Below are 21,646 nucleotides of genomic sequence, written 5' to 3'. Positions count from 1 at the left end.
CGCCGTGGACGATCGGGCGTCCCCGCCGGACCCTCCACACCCGTACTCGGAAACGCCCGGGCTCCGGGTTCACCCCCCAGGCTGAACGCGTCGACGGGGATCCCGGACGTCCGACCGGGCATGGCGTCGGGGTCCCCGATCAGCATGCCGATCTCGGTGTGCATGTCGAGGGCGAAGGCCGGCGGCACCAGGTCGTGGACGGGATCCGCGCCGACGGCGGCGGCGATCTCCCCAAGCGTCAGCGGGCCGGACGTGGTCGCGAACAGTCGCAGGGGCCGTCGTGAACAGCGGCTTGCGGTGGAAGTCCTGCTCGCTCGCGCAGGGTCAGGACGGCTTGGGGGCCTCCCATGTGCCTGTCATCGTGCGCAGTGTCGTGTTGAAGGGGGCGTCGTGCGGCCACACGAGCGATCCGGGGTCCCGGGTCTCGGCCGTGCGCGCGGCCGAGGACGTGCGGGGCGCCGGGCCGGCAGCCCGACCCGTCCCACGAGGCGCTCAACCGCTGAGCCCGTCCGCAGCGAGCGCCGGCCCGAACTCCCTTTCCACCACGGCGCGTCGGCACCCGTCGGTGGGCACCTGTGCGACATGCACCCGGTTCGTCGCAAGGCCCGTTCCTCGGCACGGTGTCCGGGCAGAGATCGGTTCGTGGCACCGGTCCGTGCCTCCACGTCGGGATCACGATCCATCGTCGGCAGCCCTCAGGGCCCTCGTGATCCGGGCGGTCGTGCCGGTGCCGCCTGCGTTCAGAACCTGTGACAAAGACGCGGAAAAGTCATCGTAGACACCTGGAGTGTTCTACATTCCGAAGCCGTGATCGACCTCTGTGTAATCGCTCTTGCATGCGGACGGCGCATTCGGAAACCCCCCGAATCGGTCTGATAGCTGAACTTGGAACCACATCCGAAGCCATGGGTGAAACCCTCTTCAAGAAGTACGCTTCGGGAAAGCGGAACGCGCGCGACTCGCTTTTCGTTTCACGGGCTTCGGGAAACGCTGCACACAAACGGAGTGCGGCTCTTCCATTCTTTGCGTGAGTGATTGTCTTGACGGTGCTTGCGCTCGAAGGTTAGTGTTCCGATTCGACGAATTCGAAATCGTCGAAAACACGTGGGGGTCCCCTCGCGTGCCGTAGTGGACTCCGACGCAAGGAGGGAACCATGAACGAGAACATTAGAAATACCGACAATCCGAGCCTCGCCGGACTGGCGCAGACCGAGCTGGACAGCCTGTTGGAAAACGCCGGCCCGGCGTTGCGGCAGGCGCTGGAGCGCACGTATCTCGGCCGCGGCTCGAAGAGTTGCGGTTTCGGTTCCTTCATAGACGCCGATCTCTAGATCGACCTCGTTGCGGATCGGGTGGGCCTCGGAGCGGGCATGCTGCCCAGACTTCCGAGGCCCACTCGCTCCACAAGAAGCATGAAGTGTTTCGAGTGGGGGAAATGAACACCTCGCGATACCTGCCGACGGAATCCGGAGCGGGAAACGATCGACTTCGAAAACCGCTTCCGTTCAACGAGTTCATTCTCAAGATACACAGTCGCTGCAATCTCGCCTGCGACTATTGCTACATGTATGAAATGGCGGATCAAAGCTGGCGCGCCCAGCCCGGGACCATGTCCGTCGAAACCGTCGAATCCACGTGCCGGAGTATTTCCGAACACATCGCGACACATGCGATACCCGCCGTCGGTGTCGTGCTGCACGGTGGCGAGCCGCTCCTTGTGGGACATCGCACACTGAACGCCATCGCCATGAAGCTGCACGAGCACCTGGCCCCGCTCGCGGAAGTGCGTCTGGGCATCCAGACCAATGGCGTGCTGTTGGACGAGGAATTCCTGCGCATCCTTCGTCGCTGGCACATAAAGGTAGGGGTCAGTGTCGACGGGCGGGCAGCCGACCACGACCGGCACCGAAAATACCGGAACGGAAAGGGCAGCTACGTCGATGTCGAAAGCGGACTTGAAATTCTCCGCCGGCCGGAGCATCGAAGCCTGTTCTCCGGGATTCTCTCGGTCATCGACGTGGCACACGACCCGGTCGGTACCTACCTGAGCCTGGCGAGCTTCGATCCGCCGGCGATCGATTTCTTGCTCCCACACGGAAATTGGAGCGGCCCACCCCCGGCCAGGGGCGACGATCCGCAGCTCACCCCATACGCCGACTGGCTGATCTCGGTTTTCGATGTGTGGTACGGCGCCGAGGGAGCGCCGCGCATCCGGCTGTTCGCCGACATCATCGAAACCATGCTGGGCGGCGAGGTCGCCTCGGAGACCGTCGGTCTGGCTCCGGTCCGATTGGCGGTGGTGGAGACCGACGGCAGTATCGAACAGGTCGACGCGCTCAAGTCGACCTTCCCGGGAGCCACTGAACTCGGGTTACGGGCTCGCCGGGACCCACTGTCCGAGGCCCTGCGACACCCGGCGATCGTGGCCAGGCAGACAGGTGTCGACGCGCTGAGCCCGGTGTGCAGGAAATGTCCCATAGGGCTCGTCTGCGGAGGCGGACAGTACACACATCGATTCAAGGAGGGGTCGGGCGGATCGGGGTTTCTGAACCCGTCCGTCTACTGCCCGGACCTCCTGAAACTGATCTCACATATTCTGCGACGCGTCGGCTCCGAACTGTCGCCTTGGGTCGTTCCGGGGGATTCATGAAATGTATCAAGGAAATGGAATCCGGAGTTGCTGAACTGGGCTCCGGATACGGTGGAAGAACGCTCGTCCAGGCACTTCTCGCCGGGCAGACTACAAAACGGATCGCCATGCTCGCGGCTCTGGCGGAGGAGATCCGCGGAACGCATCCGCAGGATGCGCACAAATCGGGTTTCGAGCACGCCTACCAGCTACTGACCACGCTCGACAGGGATCGACCGGAGATCACCCGGAGTCAACTCCTCCATCCCACCACCGGAGCCTGGTTGGCCTCCTGTATGCGCCGTCTCCGCGCCGAGGCACCTCCCGCGGACGGCACGATGTGGCCGGATCTGGGATATCTCGGCTGGCTGGCCTCGGCAGCCGCAATCAGAGCCGGCATTCCCGCCTCGATACCCGTAGTGGTGCGTGACGGCAACGTCATGTTGCCCATGCTGGGACTCGCGCGCGTCGCCCCGGGAGGCTCGAGTGGGACGGGCGTCCTGCATTGGCACGAGGATTCCTCGCTGGAGATCGAATTTCGGTCCGAATCTCTGCGGATCACCGATCTCGACGCCGGAGACCGGGACGACTGGGCGCCGTCGGCAAGAATCGAGCTTCGGGGTCGGGATTCCTTCGACGTCGTTATCGACGATCTCGACCCGTTCCGTGACCTGAGCGACCCGTACCTTCGGCGCGAGGGGGTGCGAAACCCGCCTCGATTGTCGGCGCAACAAACTGTCCGATGGAGCGAGACGCTGGCCTTCGCCTGGCGATTAATGGAGCGGGACTACCCGGCCTACGCCACGCCCATTTCCATCGCCTTCCGATCACTTGTACCACTTTCGGCGGAACCGGTGATATCCGGGGTGAGCAGTACGTCGAGCGATGCCTTCGGTTGTATATCGGCGACGTCGCCGCACGGCGGCCATCAAATGGCGTTGACCCTCGTCCACGAGTTCCAGCACGCGAAACTGGGCGCCCTGACCGACTTCGTGGAGCTGTGTCCGGACAGGTCCGAGGCGAAATTCTATGCCCCGTGGCGCGACGACCCGCGTCCGATCGGTGCGCTGCTCCAAGGCACGTACGCCCATCTCGGCGTCACGGAATTCTGGCGCGTCGATCGGATGCGGCGCCCCGAATCCGAGCTGGCGCGGGTGGAGTTCGCTCGATGGCGGACGCAGGTGGAACGTGCGATCGCCGAACTGCGGGGCTCGGGCCTCCTCACGGAACACGGGTCGGTATTCGTCGAGGCTGCTTCGACCACCCTCGCACCCTGGCTTCGGGAAGAAGTGTCCGACGTCGCCGAGGAGATCGCCCATGATTCGGCGTCCGTTCACCGGGTGGCGTGGTGCGTACGCAATCGTCGCGTGCATGCCGACGCCCTCGCCTCCCTCGGTTCGCTGTGGACGTCCGGAGTCGAACGGAGCGTCGAACTTCCGCCGAGTCGTCTCGTGGTCCCCCACGACGAGCTCCGACAGCGAAGTCGCCTGCTGCCCACCTACCTCAAAATTCTGAGCGACGCCTCGCCGGGACGCGGGCACGACGACATCTTCCGGGACTGTCCGAAAGCGGACCTGGCCTATGCGAACGCCGACTACGCCGCAGCCGAGGAACTCTATGCGCAGGAGATAGCGGCGAACCCGATGTCGGGACAGTCCTGGGCCGGCCTCGCGCTCACGTTGCAACGAACACGCACGGCCGCCGAGGTCTCGGCCCTGATGGAGCGCGGCGAACTCGTGGCCCAACTCTACGCCGCGGGCTCAACAGCGGGATTCGACGTTCGACCCACGGACCTCGTGCTGTGGCTGTCCACCGGCGGGAAGCCGTGAGCGGGGGACCGGCCGGCGTCGTTCGCAATCGCGATTTCCTGTTGCTGTGGAGCGGGAACGGCCTCTCGTTGATCGGTTCATTCGGGGCCCGAGTGGCATATCCCATTCTTGCCCTCGAAATCTCGGGCTCGCCGGTCCTGGCCGGCTGGGTGAGCTTTGCCGTATCGATTCCCACACTGCTGTGCTACGTGCACGCCGGCGTCGTCGCGGACTACGCGAACCGCAAAAGGACGATGTTCCGCTGCCAGTTGCTGGGGGCGACCGTCTCCGCCGCCCTGACCCTGTGGATAGTGTTCGACGGGGTCGCGTTGCCTGCCGTGCTGGTGACGGCCGCTCTCCTGGAGGGCGTCATATTCTCCTACTTCAGCCTTGCCGAGGTAGCGGCCATCCGTGACGTCGTCCCGGAGGCCCAGCACGCTTCGGCGTTCTCGCTGTACGAGATGGAGCAGCCTGCGGCGATTCTCCTGGGGCGCTTGTCCGGCGCGGCGTCGGTCGGCTGGATCCGTTGGTTCCCGTTCGCGGCCAATTTTCTTTCCTACGTCGTCTCCGCCGGATTTCTCGCCGGCATTCGAAGCGAGAAGATCTCTCGGGTATCACCGCGCCCCGCCACCGAGGATTCCTTCCGGAGCAGCGTACGAGCAGGGTTCTCATGGGTCCTCGGCTCCCGCTTCATCACTGTCTCGACCGTACTGACCGGAGTGACCAACGTCGTCTTCCAGGTGACCATCCTCCTGTTGATCGTTCAGGCGCAGCAGGAGAGATGGCCGGGCTGGGTGATCGGAGTCGTCCTGGCCGCGGCCGGGGTCGGCGGCACGCTGGGCGCCGTGGCCGCGCCTTGGATCACCCGACGCTTTTCGCCGTATTCGGTCTATCCGGTCGCGCTCTGGGCGTGGGTGGTGGCGCTCCTGCCGATGGCCTTGACCACGAATCCGTTCATACTTGCCGTCGCCTGGTGCGCCGTCGGTGCGGTGGGCACCGTGATCGCGGTCCTGAACACGCTCAGTCGAATCGATCTCGTGCCGCCGGAAGTGCTGGGCCGAGTGATCGGAATCATCTCGCTGATCACCAGCGGTGCCATACCGCTGGGCGCCGCCCTCGGTGGCTACCTGTTGGCGGGGTGGAGCACGGGAACCGTGGCCTGGACCCTGCCCGTCACCGTGGCCCTTCTCGCGCTCGTCGGCGGCATGTTGCTTCGACACGCGCGCAAAGCGGACGAACCGGGATTCGCCGGCTCGCCACGTCCGGAAAGCGGCGACGCGGCAACACCGGTCGAGAGTGGGGAGGTTCGATGACGCCCACCCATGCACCCGACGCACCCCCGACGCGCGCTGGGGAACTGCTGGCCGCATACCACGACATGCGCAGCGACTACGGCCCGATTCACGCCCGTGCGACCGCGGACCTGGGTCGAAGACTGCCGACCGACCACCCGTTGCCGGCCTATCAGGTCTCCACGCCGGGCCCATTGCGGGCGCTCATCTCGCTCGACGCGCCCGAGATCGCCTTCCTGGAGGATCCCAGGGATTGTCCTCCCGAGGGTCGATCCGATCCGTGGTCGTTCCTGTGCGAGCAACTCGACCACTGGGCGGGGCTCGGGTCGACGCGACAACTGCGCGTGGCGCGGGTACTCGCTCGGCTCGGGTTCTGGCAACTGCTCACCGAGATCGTCGATCCTCTCGACGGTGATCCGTCGAACCTCGAGGTGTGCCGCCTGGCACAGGTGCGCGACAGCGCGTTCCTGAGGATCGGTGTCGACCCGACGGGCGCGGCGACGCGAATCCGGGAGTCGACCACCCGACTGACCGATGACGAGACGTTGCCGGCGAGCACGAGAATCGGTGCCGCGATCAATCTGCTCGTCGGCCACGCCCGCGCGGCGTCCGAGATCGCCGCCGTCGACCACTGGGGGCGACGGGCCACCGCACTGTTCGAGGCGACGGACCCGGCACGGTTGAGCGCGATCCTGCGCAGCGCGTACTGGCGGGGATTGAGCTTCGTTCCCTTTCTCCACGGAGACCACGGCTCGACCCGGGACATGCTCGACGCCGCCGAGGAGAACGCCGTCACCGCCGTCGCGGCATCGGCCGACCCCGGGCAGGTCGAGGGCATTCCGGCCGCGGAGAACATGCATCTGCTCCTTGAGACCAGGGGACGCGCCGCCTGGGAATCCGGCGACATCGACGCGGCCGAGCGCTACTACCGCGCCCTCGTGGCGCACGACGAGCTCGACGCCAAGGTCCACGTCCGACTCGCCGACCTCCTGGCCCGAACCGACCGCGTCGCCGAGGCACGCGAGTGCTACCTGAGGTCGGCCCACCTCGGGGCGCCCCACACCCTGTACGCGCGAACGCAGGTGGCTCGCCTGGCAAGCGGCAGCCACGACGGCACGGTGCGTCTGTAGGACCCCGCGACCGGACGGGCCGAGCGCGCCCTGACCGGGCATCGGGACGGGGTCCGCGCGTGGCTCGCCACGGCGCCGGCATACTGGGCCACGAGCCCGACGACGCGCACCCACGTGCCACGGCTCCCGTCTCCGCTACCGAGGCCGAGCCGCTTCCGGTGCTCGGCGCGCGAACTCGGTCGGGGTTTGGCCGTATTGGCTCCTGAAGGCTCGGGTGAAGTGGCTGCTTCCGGCGAAGTGCCAGTGGGCGGCGAGTTCCGAGATGCTCGGCCGGGTCGTCGATGTGCGGAGTTCGAGCCGGGCCTGTTCGAGCCTGCTGTGGCGGATGTACCCGGCGACGCTCTTCTCGGCCGCCGCGAACGCCCGGTGCAACGTCCCTACGGAGACGCCGAGTTCACGGGCCAACATCGACGGGGAGAGAGATCCGGGTCGGCGAGCCGGCTGCCCACGAGGCCCTTCGCCGCCCGGCCCGGGGCGGGGCCGAGGCGGGGTTCGGCACCGTCGACCTGCTGCCGCAGTACTCCCTAGGATCTGCCCGGACCGAGAGCCCGCCCGAGCCCCCGGCGCAGTCCTCCGGATTCGCCCTCGCCCATCGGTCGGTGAACCCGGGACGGACTGCCGTCGGCCGCTGGGCGTGGCGTTCCCATTCGTCCAAGACCGCGAAGGCGGTTTCGGGCACTCTTGTCGATGTCCGCCCGCCGGCGAGCAGTCCTCGCTGCCCTCCCCGGCCTGTCTCACCAGGAGTCGCCCATGTCCATTCGCCGCGTGATGCCCGATTTTCCATCACAGGCCATGGCGGAGAGTCGGGACTTCTACGGTCTCCTCGGATTCGAGGAGGTGATGAATCAGGGCTGGGTGATGACGCTCGCCTCCTCTTCCAATCCCACGGCACAGGTCACCTTCATGACCCACGACAAGACCGCGCCGGTCGTCCCCGACGTGAGCGTCGAGGTCGACGACGTGGACGCGGTCCATGCGGCGGTACGGGCGAGCGGCGCGGAGATCGTGCACCCGTTGCAGGACGAGGAGTGGGGAGTACGCCGCTTCTTCGTCCGCGACCCCAACGGCCGAGTTGTCAACGTGCTGAGCCACCGGTGAGTCGTGGGTGAGCCGCCCCTGAGTCCCGGCCCCGCGCCACCCGTGAACGCGCCGAGGCGATCTACCCGGGTCTGCGGCGCGAGGGTCCGGGACCGGGACCAGCGCAAGGGAAGGGCGTAGCGCCGCTCGCCGGCGAGCGGCGACTTGCCTGTGTGGCTGGGCTGCACGCGGCGGGAGCCGCCTTCCTCGGGCAGGCGGGTCATCACCGCTGCCGGGGCTCCGCGGGATCGTGCGTGACAGAGGTCGCGCAGCAGTGCGATCTCGGCTCCGCGGTGCAGCAGGGTCGCGGATTGTCCGTGGCGGTTCACTCGGACGAGCGATGGCGGACTCCAACTCCCTTATGTACCAGTGGAGTTATGACGAACTCGCCGCAGCGCAAAGCCTCTCCACGTGATTTGTCCGACGCCCGCTGGGCACTGGTGGAGCCGGTCCCGACCGCGTGGCGGGCCGAACGGCAGAAGACTTCGCTCGGCCTCGGCGGCAGGATCTCCGACCTGCGGGAGATCATGAACGCGATCCCGTACGTGAACCGGACCGGGATGCCTGGCGCTACCTTCCGCACGACTTCCCGCGCCACACCACCGTGTTCGCCCCCTTCGGCGCCCGGACGGCGGACGGCACGATCGAGCGGCTCGGCGTCCGACTCCACCGCCTGATCCGCGAGAAGGAAGGCCGGCCGGCCGGGCCGACCGCCTGCGTGATCGACGCGCAGAGCATCAAGACCGCTCCCGGCGTGCCCACCGCGACCCAGGGCGTCGACGCGGCGAAGAGGATCGTCGGCCGCAAGCGCAGCATCGTCGTCGACACCCCGGGCCTTCTCCTGCTCGTCACGGTCACCGCCGCGGGCGTCTCGGACAACGACGCCGGAAAGCAACTCCTCACACGACTCGCCGCCATCCACTCCACGATCACCAAGGCCCGGGTCGACACCTGCTGCAAGACCCAGGCCGTCGAACACGGAGCGAAGCTTGGCATCGACGTCGACGTCGTTCCGGGAAACCCACCGGTCAAGGGCTTCCCGGTCGTTCCCCGGAGGTGGGTGGTCGAGCGCAGCTTCGGCTGGATCATGATGCACCGCCGGCCGGCCCGCGACTACGAGATCAGCCCCGAGCACTCCGAAAGCATGATCCGCCTCGTCATGATTTCCAATCTCGCGAAGCGGGCAACCGGCGAAAGCACCATAACCTGTCACAATCCATCAACTATCACTCAGGCGAGCGAGACGTCCTCTGACGGTGGTGGCGGGCAGGGTGTTCGCGGAGATCCACGCCGGCTCCGCCGCGGCCCGGTGGATTGGCGGCGCGACTACGACAGCCTCTCCTACAAGGTCTGCGACCCGCCTCCGGAGGTGACCCGGGGTGTCCTGGAAACCGTCGGCCCCGCACGTCGGCAGGCAGGCCACGTCGGGCTCATTGCCAGGCGCCGAAGACCGACCGGTCAGGGGATCACCGGCAGGATCAGGCGGGAGGGATGCGCCGGGCTGTGCCGGATTTCGTTGTGCGCCACCCGCAGTTCGGTGCCGTGGACGATCGATCCGCCGGTGTTCTGGTTCCGGTCGTACTTCGGGAAGGCACTCGACGAGATCTCCAGTCCGACCCGGTGCGTGACGGCGAACTCGTGCGCGGTGCTCCACATGTCGATCTCGATGCGATACACCTCGCCCGGCCGCAGAGCGAGCTCCGTGGCGAAGCCCTCCCGGTAGCGTGCGCGGACGATCCCGTCGCAGAGGCGGCGCCGCACACCGTCGGGTCCGACGTCGACGAGCTTCGCGGTGAAGTCGGTGTCGGGGGCATCGCTGCCGACGAACAGCTCGGCGCGGACCGGACCGATTACCGTCAGCGGCTCCCCGAGCGGCGGTCCGAGGTAGACGAGGACATCGTCACGATCTTCGACCTCGGCGTAATCGTCGGGGCCGCCGATCTGCATCGACGTCGGCTCGGTGAGGAACGGCACCGGATCGGCCGGGTCGTACCGGTAGGTGTCCGCCGGCTCCTCCGACGCCGGGGCCTCAGGGGTCAATCGCCCGCCGCCGCCACGGGTGTTGGCGTCACCCGCGCTGTGCAGGTACAGCGACGTCCACACGGTTTCCGACAGCGGCCATTCATCGGCGTCGCGCCATTCCCCGCGTCCCATCAGGAACAACCGTGCTCGTGCTTCCCGGTCCACGCCGTTGTCGACACCCCGCAGATGGTGATCCAGGAACCGCACCTCGAGTTCGGTCACATCGACGTCCTCGGCGTGGTCACCGAAGTCGACGTCACCGATCTTCCGGCCGCCCGCGCGGCCGGCGTCGTGCCCCCAGGGGCCCATCACCAATCGTTGCGCGCGCCGCGTCGCCTCCGTGGGTGCCTTCGCGATCATCGCCGCGAAGTTCCGCAGCGTTCCCGGTTGGACGTCGTCGTACCAGCCGGTGACGTGCAGCGCCGGTACGTCCACTTCGGACAGTTTCGTCTGGTAGACGAGCGGGGCCCAGTACTCGGTGTCGCCAGGGGCATGTCCGATGTCCGCCCGCCAGTTGGCGCTGACGAACCCGGCGGCCTCGTCCATGGTGTACAGCGGGAGATGGCTGTAGACGGCGCCCCAATCGAATCCGGCCACGTTCTGCATGGCGCGACGGTCGACCATCCGGTACCAGCAGACCTCCTGCGGAACCCGGGTTCCGGTCGGGAAGTCCACGAAAGGATCCGAGGGTGTCGCGTAGGCGACGATCGCGCGCAGATGCGGCGGCTTCTCCAGCGCGGTCAGCCATTGGGTGTGGCCGGAGTAGGAACCACCCCAGCTCGCGACGTTGCCATCGCACCAGTCCTGAGCGGCCACCCACTCGATCACGTCATAGCCATCCGGGCCTTCGTTCCGGTACGGCTCGAACACGCCGTCCGAATCGCCGCGGCCGCGGACATCGTAGATCACGACCGCGTAGCCCCGCGCCGCCAGGAGTTTTGTCTGCGCGGGCCGCCTCGGGTCGTTCTTGCCATAGGGCGTGCCGAGAACGATCGCAGGCGCCGGGGTGTCACCGGCCGGCCCGTAACGGTCGGCCGCGAGAGTAACGCCGTCACGCAGCGGGACCGTCAGGTTGTACAGGTTTTTCACGTGAGCTCCCTGAGCACTCGGAACAGGTTCCCGCCGACGATCTTGGCCACGACGGGCTCGGGCATGCCGTGCCTGACGAGTGCCTCGGTGACCAGCGGCATGCCGGCAGGTCCTTCGAGGCCGGGTACCAAGGTCTCGGCGTCGACGCCTTCGATCATGAGAGGCCGGTCGCAGGTGGGGATCTTCTCGTCGAACAACTCGGCGACGAAGTCACTGCCGAGGCCGACATGGTCTTCTCCCGCGATGGCGATCACGTGAGCGATGTGCTCCACCAGGTGCTCGATCGTGGGTTTCGCATCGGTGAGGAAGCCGGCGAAGAAGTTGACACAGACGATCCCGCCGGTCGCCGCAATCCCGCGCACCTGCTCGTCGGTGAGGTTGCGGTGATGCGGGTATACCGCGTCGGCACAGGAATGGGTGGCGATCACCGGTTTGGTGGCCAGCTCGAGGATGTGCTCGACACTCGCCCTGCCGACGTGCGAGACGTCGATCAGCAGCCCGAGTTCTTCCAGCAGGCCGACCGCTTCGACCCCGGCGCGGGTGAGCCTGCCCCCGGTGGCGTTCTCGGCCGAGCCGTCGGCGAGCATGGTGCGCCCGTAGTGGGTGAAGGATGCCATCCGTACACCGAGCCGGTGCAGGGTCTGGAAGAGTTCGATGTCGTCGTCCACCTGGGGACAGCCTTCCAACGCCGGCACCAGCGCGATGCGACCGGACGCAACCGCCGCGGAGACCTCGTCGCCCGTCCGGCACAGGGCGACGACATCGGCATTGCCCTCGGCCAGCCGGTGCGCGGCCTCGATCATCCGCAACGTCTCCCGCAGCGCGCCCTCGGGCCGGAACTCGTCGTCGATGAACACAGGCAGAACCTGGATGTCGATCCCGCCGTCCCGCAGCTGCGGATACCAGCGCTCGCGGAAGTAGGAAGCCCAGACCTCTCGTGGACGGCGTGCGACGAGCACTAGGAGATCGTTGTGGGCGTCACCGACGATCACCTCGTCATGGAAGCCGGTCACTCCGCCTCCTGCAGAATCCTCCGCAGGGCGACCAGCCCGGCGCCCACCTGGACGGCGACCACGTCCCGCAGCGGAAAGGGATTCCCCTCCGATACCGTGCCCGCGGTGTGGCAGGCCCGGTCGAACAACTCGTCGGCTTTCCGGACGGTCGCCCGGAGGGCCGGTGCGTGGTTACCGGTGGCGAGTTCGGCCCGCAGCAGCCGTCGCAGCTGCCCGAGACCGCGCATCCGGATCATGATCGGGGTTATCGCGCCGACGAAGGCTTCGCCGACCGCGGCGGGCCGCTCGTCCATCGCTTCGGCCGCGGCCCGCATTCCTTGCGCCAACGAGGGGCCGAGCCGGGCCAGTGACTCGACCGAGGCCGTGAGGGGTGATCCGCTGCGCAGCGCTGGGCGGACCGTTGCCATCAGGTCGGCGAGCAGGTCCGATGATTCGGCCACCTCCGTGGCCGCCTGACCGAACACCTCGCCTAGCGTCCGGCCGGAATCGGTTTCGTCCGCCGCACGCGGGTCGTTCCACATCGGAATCTCGGCGACCAGGGTGGTGGTCCCGTACCGGGCGGCCCAGTGCCCGCTGGTTCCGCCGAGTTCGGCGATCCCGCCATCGATCAGCTCCGCGGGCGGGAAGAGGTAGACCCCCTTGCCGGGGCTGTCGAGCCCCGTCACGACGACGGAGTCCATCGCAAGGGGCACGGCACTCTGGCCGGTGAACGCCAGCAGATCCTCGGCGAGCCCCGGTACGTCATGGTCGAGGAGGTAGAAGACGCCACCGAAATCGCAGTTGTGCAGCGAGTACTGGAACACCGGACGCAGGTCTTCCAGGATCCGCATCACCGCTTGGGTTTCCGGCAACGGCCGGTCGTAGTAACCATTCTCGGAGAGGTTGGGGAAGGTGTAGTCGACGTCGTCCACCGGCGCCGGGCGGTACAAGTACTCGTGATAGTCCCGAATGGAACGTGGGCCGGCGAACCACCCTTCGTTCATCCTGGCGGCATCGGGGTTGGCCCAGGGCAGGAAATGCCACGTCAGGTCGTCGCGCAGTTCGGCGTGCTCGGTCACGAGCCGGGACAGATGGCTGACCGTCAGAGCGCCGAACGGCTCGTTCGCGTGCGGGCCACCCAGGATCAGGACGTTCCGCTCACCGTGCCCGATCGACAGGACACGGAGCGGATCACCGAGACGGCTCGTCCCGTAACGCCGCCATCGGCACAGGTCCCCGTTCGAGGCCGCCAGCGTTTCGAGGTCGCCGATCAGGCCGTCGACGGTGGGGATCTCGGCCCAGTCCGGGATCGTCGTGAGGTACCGCGTGATGTCGTCGGGAATCATGGGTCTCCTATCCATTGCGTTGTATTTCAGCCGGCCAGGACGACGTCGTCCTGAGCCGTCCTGTTGACCTTCGCCGGTAGTGCCCAGCTCAGCACGACGGCGACCAGGCCGATCGCCGCACTGAGAAGGAACGCGGTCCGGAAATCGCCCCAGCTCGGGATCGGCGTGCCTCCCGCGGCGAGAACGCTCGCGCCGACTTGAGCACCCAGCGCACCGCCGACGGCCTTGATCACGAAGATCACGCCGGTGAGGCTCGCGGTCCGTTCAGCCGGGACCGTGGCGACCACGATGTTCATCGCCTGAGTCATGCCGAAGCCGGTACCGGCGCCGGCAACGGCGGTCGCCACGAAGATCACCCACGGCTCGCCCGCGCCGAGGAGCACGGCGCTGGCCCCGGCGAGGGCCCCGGTTCCCAGCACCATCACCGCCCTGGAGCCGATCCGGCGCTCAAGCCGTCCGGTCAGCGGGGCGGCGAGGGTCCCGACCAGCCCGAGAGGCACCAGGCAAAGACCTGTCAGGGTGGCCGTTGCGCCAAGACCGTACCCGGTTTCGGCCGGAAGCTGGACCAACATCGGGACCAGCACGAAGACCGCGAAACTGCTGAAGCCGACCGCGAACGACACGGCAGAGACCAGCATCACCGACCTTCCGGCGAGCATTCGCAGGTCGACCAGAGGCTTCTCGGTCCGCAGTTCGACCGCGACGAACACGGCGAGCAGGACGAGGGAAGCCGCGGTGAGACCCAGGACCTCAAGAGATACCCAGCCCCACCTCGATCTTCCGGTGATCGCCACGAGCAGGGCGGCGAGACCACCGCCGAGCAACACCGCACCGGTGAAGTCGACCCTGCCTGTTTCGCCCGGCGGGCACGGCGGGACGACGAACCACGCGACGGCGAACGTGATGACGAGGAGTACGAAAGGCAGCCAGAAGAGCCATGTGTAGGGCATCCTCGCCACGATCGGCCCGGCTGCGAGGAGTCCGACGGCCGTCGACAACGCCGCGACCCCGATGATCAGGCCGTTCGCGGACTTCACCCGCTCGGGCGACTGGGTGTCACGGATCATCCCGATGGCCAGCGGAATCAGTCCCAGTCCGGCTCCTTGCAGAAGCTGGCCGACGGTCAGGACCCAGACCGACGTCGCCAGTGCGGCGACCAGCGTGCCGGCGCAGACGATGGCCAGTACCGCGAGCAGGACCCGGCGCTTGTCGCGGATGTCGGCCAGTCGGCAGATGACCGGAGCGGCGACCGCCCCGGCGAGCAGGACACCGGTGAACACCCACGCGATCGCCGGGGTCGAGGCGCCGACGGCCTGCTGGATGAGTGGCAACGCGGGAGCCAGCATGGTTTCCAGTGCTTGGTAAGCGAAAATACCGAGGACCAAGACGGCGAGAACGAGCCGGGCACGGGCAGGAGAAGGCGAAGGAGAAGGAGCGGTCATGGCAGAACCTCCGGTGGGAAGGTCACAGAAAACGGGACGACGTACCGACACTGCCTTTCTGCGTGGGCGCCAGAAGCCGCGCGACGATCCGGCCGGTGGCCGGGGCGAGGGTCAGACCGAGCGTGCCGTGGCCGGTGGCTACGACGACGTTGCCCGAGTCGCCCCCGAAGCGACGGATCACGGGCAACCCGCTCGGGGTCATGGGGCGCGCGCCGCGCCATGCGGTTCCGTCCGCGGTGATCCGACGCACTGCGGGTAGCGCGCGTTCGGCCACGGCGCGAAGCCTCGCGATGGCTTCCGCCTTGGGTGCCCCCGGCGGCCCACCGAATTCCATGCCGCCGGTGAGGCGGAGCCGGCCGGGTGTGGAAGTGAGGATCACGTGGTCGTCCGCGCACATCAGTGCGTGGTCGTGCAGCCGATTCGGAGCGGGAAGCGTCAGGCTCCAGCCGTAACCGGCTTCGACCTTCAGCCGGAGGCCGAACAGCCGCCCGACTGCGGCACTGTCCGCGCCGGCGGCGAGCACGAAGGCCCTGGCACGAACAGGTCCTCCGGTGGTTTCGATCGCGTCCGCCCGACGATCCCGCATCCGGACCCCCACCACACGGTCGGTGCGCACGACCGCGCCACTCCTCACGGCGGCCGCCAGGACCGCGTTCGTCACGGCTGCGGGGTCGAGGGCTCGATCGTCGGGGAATCGAACAGCGCCGGCGAATCCGTCGGCTATCCCCGGTTCGGCGTTCGCGAGGGCGGCGGCATCGAGCACCTCATGCCGGATTCCCAACCCCGCCAGCCGCGAAGCGGCCTTCCGTTCGGCCTGCCAGATCGCCGGATCGCGGGCAACGTGCAGGAACCCGGACGAATGCGAGCACACTTCGAGGTCGTTGAGGAGATCGTCGTAGAGCCTCATACTCGCGGCGGCGAGTTCACCAAGCCGTCGCGCATCGCGCATAGCGCGTCCCGGCCGGGAAGCCACTGTGAAGCGCCCGAGCCACAGCAAGGTGCGCAGAGACAGCGGACGACTCAGGGTGGCGGCCGGATCGGCGCCCCACAACGACCGGACCCCTGCCAGCAGAACACCGGGGTTGGACATGGGCAGGCTGTAGCTCGGCACGACGAGGCCGGCGTTCCCCGCCGACGCACCACGCCCCGGAGCCGGGTCCACCACCACGACGTCGGCACCGGAACGTGCGAGGTAGTAGGCGGCCGCGCTGCCGATGACCCCGCCGCCCACGATGGCGACGTCCACTTGATTCGAACCCATTCTCACCTCACTTGGCGTTGCCGATAGGTGTAATACCTTACACCTCAGGTGTCAAGCCTTAGCGGGTCCACGACGAGAGGAGAAACGATGACGACCACGTCAGAGGAGGTACCGAGCGCGGAGGACGTCCGACGCCGGGTGCCGATGCGTCGTGCGATCGACGCCGTGCGCGAGGTTCTGCTCGAGGTTGCCGCGATGTGTGCGGGTGGACGAGTTCCAACGCACCTCCGTGGCAGGCGTCTTCGCCGCGGGCGACATGGCCCGGCTGGAGGCGCTGCCGGATCCGCTGACGTTCGTGGTGACCGGCGCGGCGGACGGTGCGCGCGCCGCGGTGTGGGCCGACCAGGAACTGTTCCGGGCGGACGCCGGCCTGTAGCCGGTAGGTCGGCGTCACCCGCACCCGGGCCGGGCGGAACGCTTCCGCCCGGCCCGGGTGCGCGTGGGCGTCAGGCTCGGGCCGGCGCATCCCGGCGGATCGCCTCCGCGAGCGCTGCCACGGTCGGCGCGGTCAGGAAGGCGCGGGGCGCCACCCGGCCCACGCCGGTGCGGGCGAGCGTGGCGAGCATGCGTACGGCCAGCAACGAGTCGCCGCCCATAGCGAAGAAGTCCGCCGCCCGGTCGATCGCCTCGTGCTCGGGCAGCCCCAGCACCGTGCGCCAGGCGTGCGTGACGGCCTGTTCGAGGTCGTCGCGTGGGGCGCCGCCCGCCGCCCGCGGCACCACCCGCGCGTGCGCGTGCAGGCGTGGCGCGGCCGGGTCCTCGACGGGGTCGAGCGGCTGCGGCAGGGTGTGTTCGACCCGCCAGCCCTCGGGCTCGGCGAGGGCCGCGACCAGGCCGGTGAAATGGGCGAAGAGCGCGTCCAGCTCGGCGGGGTCGAAGAGTTCCTCGACGGCGGACATCGCGATCACCAGTTCGTCGCGGGCCTCGTACAGGCGGGCCTCCAGCGCGACCTGCGGGGTTCGCAGTTCCTGATGGTGGTCCCCCAGGTCCACCGTGCCCAGCGGACCGGCGTCCTCGGGAACCGCGCTGCCCATCGCGGCGTCGACACCGAGCGTGCTCTGGAACACCACCGGTGCCACCGGGCGGGTGGTGCCGCGCCTGCGGGCCAGTTCGCGGCCGATCTCGACCCCGGACACCAGATTGTGGGCGAGTGCCCGGCCCAGGTGCTCGCCCGTCGACCGGGCGGCCTCGGCGAGCGTGGTGCGCTCGTCGAGTTCGATCGCGAGCGGAACGGTGGTGGAGAAGGCCCCGATCATCCGGTGTACGTCGGGGTGCAGCGGCAGCCGACCCAGTTGCAGGCTGCCCACCAGGAAACGCCGATGGCCGGCCATCCGGGCGAGGGCCACGGTGTAGGCGGCCAGCGTGGCGGACGACGGGGTCACCCCGTGCGCGCGGCACAACTCCTGGAGGGATCGCCAACGGGACGGCGACAGGCGCAACTCGCGGCCGGTCATCACCGGTTCGGCCACCGCGTCCGGTTCCACCACCAGCGGCAGCGCGGGGGGTGCCGGCAACTGCGGCAACCGTGCCCACCACCAGTCGCGGTCGGCGATCCACCTCGGGGTCGTCGGCAGGGCGGCCAGCGCGGTCGCGTAGTCGCCGAAGTCCACGTCCAGCGGCGCCGGTACGGCGTTCCAGTCGGCGGCGAAGGCCAGCAGGTCCCGGTAGAACAGCCCCGAGGACCAGCCGTCGATCAGGAGCAGGCTGGTCGCCGAGTGTATCCGGGCCCGCCCGCCCGGCAGCAGGCTCAACCGCACGTCGATGCCGGGCCCGGTCTGCGGATCGGGGCCGCGGTGGCGCATGCGCTCGCGCAACTCGTCGACCCGCGCGCGGGCTTCGGCCGGGTTCGCGTCGCGCCAGTCGTACACGGTCGGTGCCACGATCGCATCCGGGTCGTCGGGGTCGAGGATGTGTTGTCGGCCGTCGGCGGTGATCCGGGCGCGCAACATGGGTTGATGGCCGGTCAGCCGTTGCAGGGCGTCGCGCAGCGCCTCGGGCGCCTCGTCCGCGTCCACGTCGTGCAGCGCGAAATCGAGGTAGTGGTGGGCGGACGCGTAGGACAACTCCCAGGCGTCCTGCTGGCCGACGAAGTAGCCCTGCTGCAACGGCAGCAGCGGGAAGGCCGCGAGTGGGTCCGGCCGCGGTGTCACCTCCAGGTCCGGGAGGATCGAGGTACCCGAGGGGTGTGCCCGCGCGGCGACGGCGCCGGCGAACTCCGCGAGCGTGTGATCCACCCGCACGTCCGACAGCGCCAGTGCGGCTCCCGCCCGGCGACGCACCAGGGCCGCGGTACGCACGGCGAGGATCGAGTCGCCGCCCAGCGACAGGAACGTGTCGTCGGGGCCGATGTCGGCCTCGGGTATGTCCAGGATGTCCGCCCAGATCCGGCGGACCAGGGCCGGCGCGTCGATCGGGGCTTCCCGGTCGGGGGTGGTGGGCACGGGCGGGTGCGTGGCGTCGGGGGTGGTGGGCACGGGTTCCTCCGGGGCGGCGTCATGCGGTGGCCGCGATGGTCGGGGCGAGGGCGTCGACGGCATGTACTTCGATCGGGGCGAGCGCGGCGGGCAGCAGGTCGGCGGCGGCGGCCCCGATCGCGGCCGGATCGGGGCGCGGCCGCGCGGGTTCGCGGCGACGGGCGGTGAACACGTGTTGCCCTGCGGCGGCCAGGGGCTCGGTCGGTCCCGGGGCCACGGCGACGTGGTCGAATCCCGCCGCGTGCAGGGCGCCGACCCATTCCGCGACGGTCGGGAAGACCCGATCCCGGCCGGCCCGGAAGTCGGCGAAGCCGGGAGCGGGATCGTCGGCGCGCGCCGACATCAGAAACTGCATCCCGGTGGACAGCACGGCATGCTCGCGGCACGACTCCAGGAAGACCAAGGTGCCGTCGGGGGCCAGGAGTTCGCGCAACAGGGCGAGGGTGCGGGTGGCGTGTCGGGCGTTGTGCAGCACATTGGCGGCGAGGATCACCCTGAAGGGTGGTTCGGCCGCGAGCCGGGACGACACCGGTGCGTTGACGTCGACGAGCGCGTAGCGCAGGCCCGGGTGTGCGGCGAAGCGTCGTCGGGCCGCCTCCAGGAAGAAGCTCGATACGTCGGTGAAGAGGTAGTCGACCGGGCCGAGTTCATGCAGGACGCGCTCCGTGGTGGCGCCGACGCCCGCGCCGATCTCCAGGACGCGTGGTCGACCCGCACCGCTGCGTGCGGCGTGCGCGACGGCGGCCGCGGTGACGGCGTTGAGGTGTCGGCTGATCACGTTGTCCCGGTAGTTGCCGGTCGCGGTGTCGGTGGCTCCACCCTCGAACAGGGCGGACTGTACGGTGCGTTGCTCGTTGACCAGCGCGGGCAGGGCGCGCAGGGTGGTCTGCAGGAAGCGGCCCATCGTCGGCGGGTAGCCCAATGCGCGTCGGGCGCTGTCCAACCCGGCCATGGCGGCGCCGAGTTCGGCTCGCGGGACGGCGCGCAGCGGACCGTATCGATGCGGCTCCGGGGTGTTCGCGAGCAGACCGTGTTCGGTCAGCGCGGCCAGCCAGCGGCGGATGATCCAGCGGTGGCGTTCGGGGGCGCGCAGTCGGTCGCAGATCGCGCTCGCGGTGTGCGTGGCGCCGGACGTGAACAGGCCCGCCCCGTGCAGCGTGTGGGCCATCGCCAGGACCGCGGCCCGGTCCAGTGCGGCAATGGCGGGCGCCACGTCGGGGCCGGTGTAGCGCGGGCTCGGGGGCGGTGTTCCCGGGGTGGTCGGGTCGGGTGGGTGGTGGCCGCGGACCAGTGCGGCGACGGCGGTCGGGCCGTAGGCCGTCCGGAACACCTCGGCGGCGGCGACCTCCGGGAGCCCTTCGAGTACTTCGCGTACCCGGATCAGGTCGGTGTCAGCGCACACGGGCGGCCTCGCGGGCGGTGGGTGGTGCCACGGACAGGCGGGGCAGCGGGCTCCCGGGCGACCGGGTGCGCAGGTGGTCGCGCAGGATTTCCGGCAGGCGCCGGGCGATGAAGGCGTCCAGGGGCTCATGGGCGAGTCCGGTGCCCTCGGCGAGTTCCTCGACGGGCCGAAAGCGGGCGCTGTCCGGGCCGGCGACGACCAGTCGGGTGGGGTCGTCCGGGTCGACCAGTACGACGGCGTCGCGCATGGCGGCCTCGACGTGCAGGCCGTGCGGGGTGCGGGCGTCGGGGTGGTCGATCAACAGGGCGTTGGGAACGGACGGTTCCGGGTGGGTCGGCGGCGGGCCCGGCGCCGCGTCGACGCGCAGCAGGACATCGTAGCGGTAGCGGGTGAGTTCGGTGTCGGCGGCCATCGTGCGGGCCCGTACCGAGAGTTCGACGCGACGACCGGTCCCGGTCGCGGCCCGGGCGAGCGCACGCGGGTCGAGCAACATCTCCTCCTCGTGTGCGGCGCGTTCGGCGGCCCGACGGCGGATCTCGTCGGGCGCGGCGTCCGGGTCCCCGGCCCGCTCGACCCAGCGGGAGTAGTGATCGAGGAGGCCGGCGTGCCGGATGTCGCCGACCAGTACCGTTCCGCCCGGGGCCGACAGTGCGATCGCGTCGTGCAGCACGGCCCGCAGGTAGGCCAGGCCGGGGAAGCACTGCGTGACCGAGTTGAGCAGTATCAGGTCCGGCTGCGGGTCCGGACCGAACGCCGCCGTCAACACCCGGGTCACCGTCGGGGAACGCATCTCGTGCGCGCCGGCCGGCACGATCGTGGCGTGCGCGAGGTTTTGGGCGCGCAGCCGTTGCACGGCCGTGGCGGATACGTCGGTACCCACGTACGCGGCGACCCGGGCCCCGAGCGCGTGCACGAACATCCCGCTCCCGCATCCGGGTTCCAGGACCCGGGTGGGCCGGCAGGACAGCGCGAGGGCGGTGGTGGTGTCGCGCCAGTCCGCCATGTGCGCGGCGGGCAGCGGCAGTCCGGTGTCCGACGCGAGCCATCCCGACAGGTCGGCGTCGGCGGGGTGTTCGGGGCCGCCGGTCCGGTCGTACACCCAGTCGTAGACGTCGCTCCAGTGCTCCAGGAACTCGCGAAGCAGGCCCCCGGGAGCGGGCCGCACGGCCAGGGCCTCCGGGTGCGGTACGACGATCAGCCCGCCGTCGGGTGCGCGGCGGGCGTCGGCGACCCAGGGGTGTGCAAGCAGTTCGGGCAGGAGGTCGTCTCGGTCGTGGCTCATGTATCTCCTTCGGGTCGGTGGGGACTGTCGGGGCCGGGACGGTCGGGGCCGGGTCGGTCGGGGCCGGGACGGTCGGGAAGAGCACCGGGCTCGGGTGCCGTCGGTGTGTCCGGCGAGTCGGGTGTGTCCGGCGCATCGCGTGCGTCGATCGGGGCGTGCCGATCCGGGGTGTCCTCGACGAGCGCGCCCCCGGTCAGGCGCAGGACACGGTCGGCGCGGGCCGCGATGTCGGGGTCGTGGGTGGCCATCAACACCGCGAGTCCGTCCGTACGCAGGCCGTCGACCAGGTCGAGCAGCGCGGCGGCGGTTTCGGCGTCCAGTGCCGAGGTGATCTCGTCGGCGAGCAGGATGTCCGGGCGGGCGGCCAGGGCCCGGGCCAGGGCCACCCGTGGGCGCAGGC

16 protein-coding genes and 2 pseudogenes are annotated in these 21,646 nt (G+C 69.2%); 8 read left to right on the top strand and 10 right to left on the bottom strand.

Annotated features, from left to right (window positions below; translation table 11 throughout):
• Positions 1–1,154 precede the first annotated feature (1,154 nt).
• From ACFXMF_RS33535 to ACFXMF_RS33515, 5 genes are all read left to right on the top strand, one after another.
• Complete coding sequence (locus ACFXMF_RS33535) at positions 1,155–1,331, top strand: hypothetical protein (RefSeq protein WP_360313552.1); 177 nt, start codon at positions 1,155–1,157, stop codon at positions 1,329–1,331.
• Positions 1,332–1,435: 104 nt separating this feature from the next.
• Entirely contained in the window at positions 1,436–2,650 is a 1,215-nt protein-coding gene (locus ACFXMF_RS33530; RefSeq protein ID WP_379988220.1) for an FxsB family cyclophane-forming radical SAM/SPASM peptide maturase, read from the top strand.
• Positions 2,647–4,458 carry an HEXXH motif domain-containing protein gene (locus tag ACFXMF_RS33525; RefSeq protein WP_379988219.1) on the top strand — a complete coding sequence of 604 codons (1,812 nt, stop codon included), beginning with the start codon at positions 2,647–2,649 and terminating at the stop codon, positions 4,456–4,458. The genes ACFXMF_RS33530 and ACFXMF_RS33525 overlap by 4 nt, the downstream gene beginning before the upstream one ends.
• Positions 4,455–5,750 carry an MFS transporter gene (locus tag ACFXMF_RS33520; RefSeq protein ID WP_379988218.1) on the top strand — a complete coding sequence of 432 codons (1,296 nt, stop codon included), beginning with the start codon at positions 4,455–4,457 and terminating at the stop codon, positions 5,748–5,750. Before ACFXMF_RS33525 ends, ACFXMF_RS33520 begins: the two co-directional genes overlap by 4 nt.
• On the top strand, positions 5,747–6,859 hold the full coding sequence (locus ACFXMF_RS33515) for a tetratricopeptide repeat protein (protein ID WP_379988217.1): 1,113 nt from the start codon (positions 5,747–5,749) through the stop codon (positions 6,857–6,859). The genes ACFXMF_RS33520 and ACFXMF_RS33515 overlap by 4 nt, the downstream gene beginning before the upstream one ends.
• 135 nt (positions 6,860–6,994) lie before the next feature.
• Here the strand turns inward: ACFXMF_RS33515 and ACFXMF_RS33510 are convergent, their stop codons facing one another.
• Positions 6,995–7,267 (bottom strand): helix-turn-helix domain-containing protein, encoded by a 273-nt coding sequence (locus ACFXMF_RS33510; RefSeq protein WP_379988216.1) that lies wholly within the window; start codon positions 7,265–7,267, stop codon positions 6,995–6,997.
• Between the two features lie 342 nt (positions 7,268–7,609).
• Here ACFXMF_RS33510 and ACFXMF_RS33505 point away from each other — a divergent pair, with 342 nt between their 5' ends.
• Both ACFXMF_RS33505 and ACFXMF_RS33500 read left to right on the top strand, forming a co-directional pair.
• Positions 7,610–7,957: a VOC family protein gene (locus ACFXMF_RS33505; RefSeq protein WP_360313564.1), complete on the top strand. Its 348-nt coding sequence runs from the start codon at positions 7,610–7,612 to the stop codon at positions 7,955–7,957.
• Between the two features lie 356 nt (positions 7,958–8,313).
• Positions 8,314–9,143 (top strand): annotated as a pseudogene (locus ACFXMF_RS33500) (IS5 family transposase); the annotation flags it as partial.
• Between the two features lie 251 nt (positions 9,144–9,394).
• Here ACFXMF_RS33500 and ACFXMF_RS33495 read toward each other — a convergent pair.
• From ACFXMF_RS33495 to ACFXMF_RS33475, 5 genes are read right to left on the bottom strand one after another with little or no spacing between them, the layout of a single operon-like run.
• Complete coding sequence (locus ACFXMF_RS33495) at positions 9,395–11,047, bottom strand: CocE/NonD family hydrolase (protein WP_379988215.1); 1,653 nt, start codon at positions 11,045–11,047, stop codon at positions 9,395–9,397.
• Entirely contained in the window at positions 11,044–12,060 is a 1,017-nt protein-coding gene (locus tag ACFXMF_RS33490; protein WP_379988214.1) for a dipeptidase, read from the bottom strand. Before ACFXMF_RS33490 ends, ACFXMF_RS33495 begins: the two co-directional genes overlap by 4 nt.
• Entirely contained in the window at positions 12,057–13,385 is a 1,329-nt protein-coding gene (locus ACFXMF_RS33485) for a M14 family zinc carboxypeptidase (RefSeq protein WP_379988212.1), read from the bottom strand. The genes ACFXMF_RS33490 and ACFXMF_RS33485 overlap by 4 nt, the downstream gene beginning before the upstream one ends.
• A gap of 26 nt (positions 13,386–13,411) precedes the next feature.
• Positions 13,412–14,878 (bottom strand): MFS transporter, encoded by a 1,467-nt coding sequence (locus ACFXMF_RS33480; protein WP_379988211.1) that lies wholly within the window; start codon positions 14,876–14,878, stop codon positions 13,412–13,414.
• Positions 14,850–16,073, bottom strand: a complete 1,224-nt coding sequence (locus ACFXMF_RS33475; protein ID WP_379988209.1) for an NAD(P)/FAD-dependent oxidoreductase — start codon at positions 16,071–16,073, stop codon at positions 14,850–14,852. The genes ACFXMF_RS33480 and ACFXMF_RS33475 overlap by 29 nt, the downstream gene beginning before the upstream one ends.
• Before the next feature lie 220 nt (positions 16,074–16,293).
• Here ACFXMF_RS33475 and ACFXMF_RS33470 point away from each other — a divergent pair, with 220 nt between their 5' ends.
• Positions 16,294–16,464 (top strand): hypothetical protein, encoded by a 171-nt coding sequence (locus ACFXMF_RS33470; protein ID WP_380020934.1) that lies wholly within the window; start codon positions 16,294–16,296, stop codon positions 16,462–16,464.
• Positions 16,465–16,534: 70 nt separating this feature from the next.
• Here the strand turns inward: ACFXMF_RS33470 and ACFXMF_RS33465 are convergent, their stop codons facing one another.
• The 4 genes and pseudogenes from ACFXMF_RS33465 to ACFXMF_RS33450 form a co-directional block, all read right to left on the bottom strand.
• Positions 16,535–18,562, bottom strand: a complete 2,028-nt coding sequence (locus ACFXMF_RS33465) for a condensation domain-containing protein (RefSeq protein WP_379991867.1) — start codon at positions 18,560–18,562, stop codon at positions 16,535–16,537.
• A gap of 19 nt (positions 18,563–18,581) precedes the next feature.
• Entirely contained in the window at positions 18,582–19,964 is a 1,383-nt protein-coding gene (locus ACFXMF_RS33460) for a class I SAM-dependent methyltransferase (RefSeq protein ID WP_379991868.1), read from the bottom strand.
• The gene (locus tag ACFXMF_RS33455) at positions 19,954–21,246 is read right to left on the bottom strand and encodes a class I SAM-dependent methyltransferase (protein ID WP_379991869.1); all 1,293 of its coding nucleotides are present in this window, start codon (positions 21,244–21,246) and stop codon (positions 19,954–19,956) included. The genes ACFXMF_RS33460 and ACFXMF_RS33455 overlap by 11 nt, the downstream gene beginning before the upstream one ends.
• A pseudogene (locus ACFXMF_RS33450) lies at positions 21,243–21,646 on the bottom strand (hypothetical protein); the annotation flags it as partial. The gene ACFXMF_RS33455 and the pseudogene ACFXMF_RS33450, both read right to left, overlap by 4 nt.

This window comes from Embleya sp. NPDC059213 (assembly GCF_042754445.1).
In the GTDB taxonomy this organism is placed as follows: domain Bacteria; phylum Actinomycetota; class Actinomycetes; order Streptomycetales; family Streptomycetaceae; genus Embleya.
The sequence above is the reverse complement of the archived record's forward strand: the minus strand, read 5'-3'. Positions and strand labels throughout refer to the sequence as shown.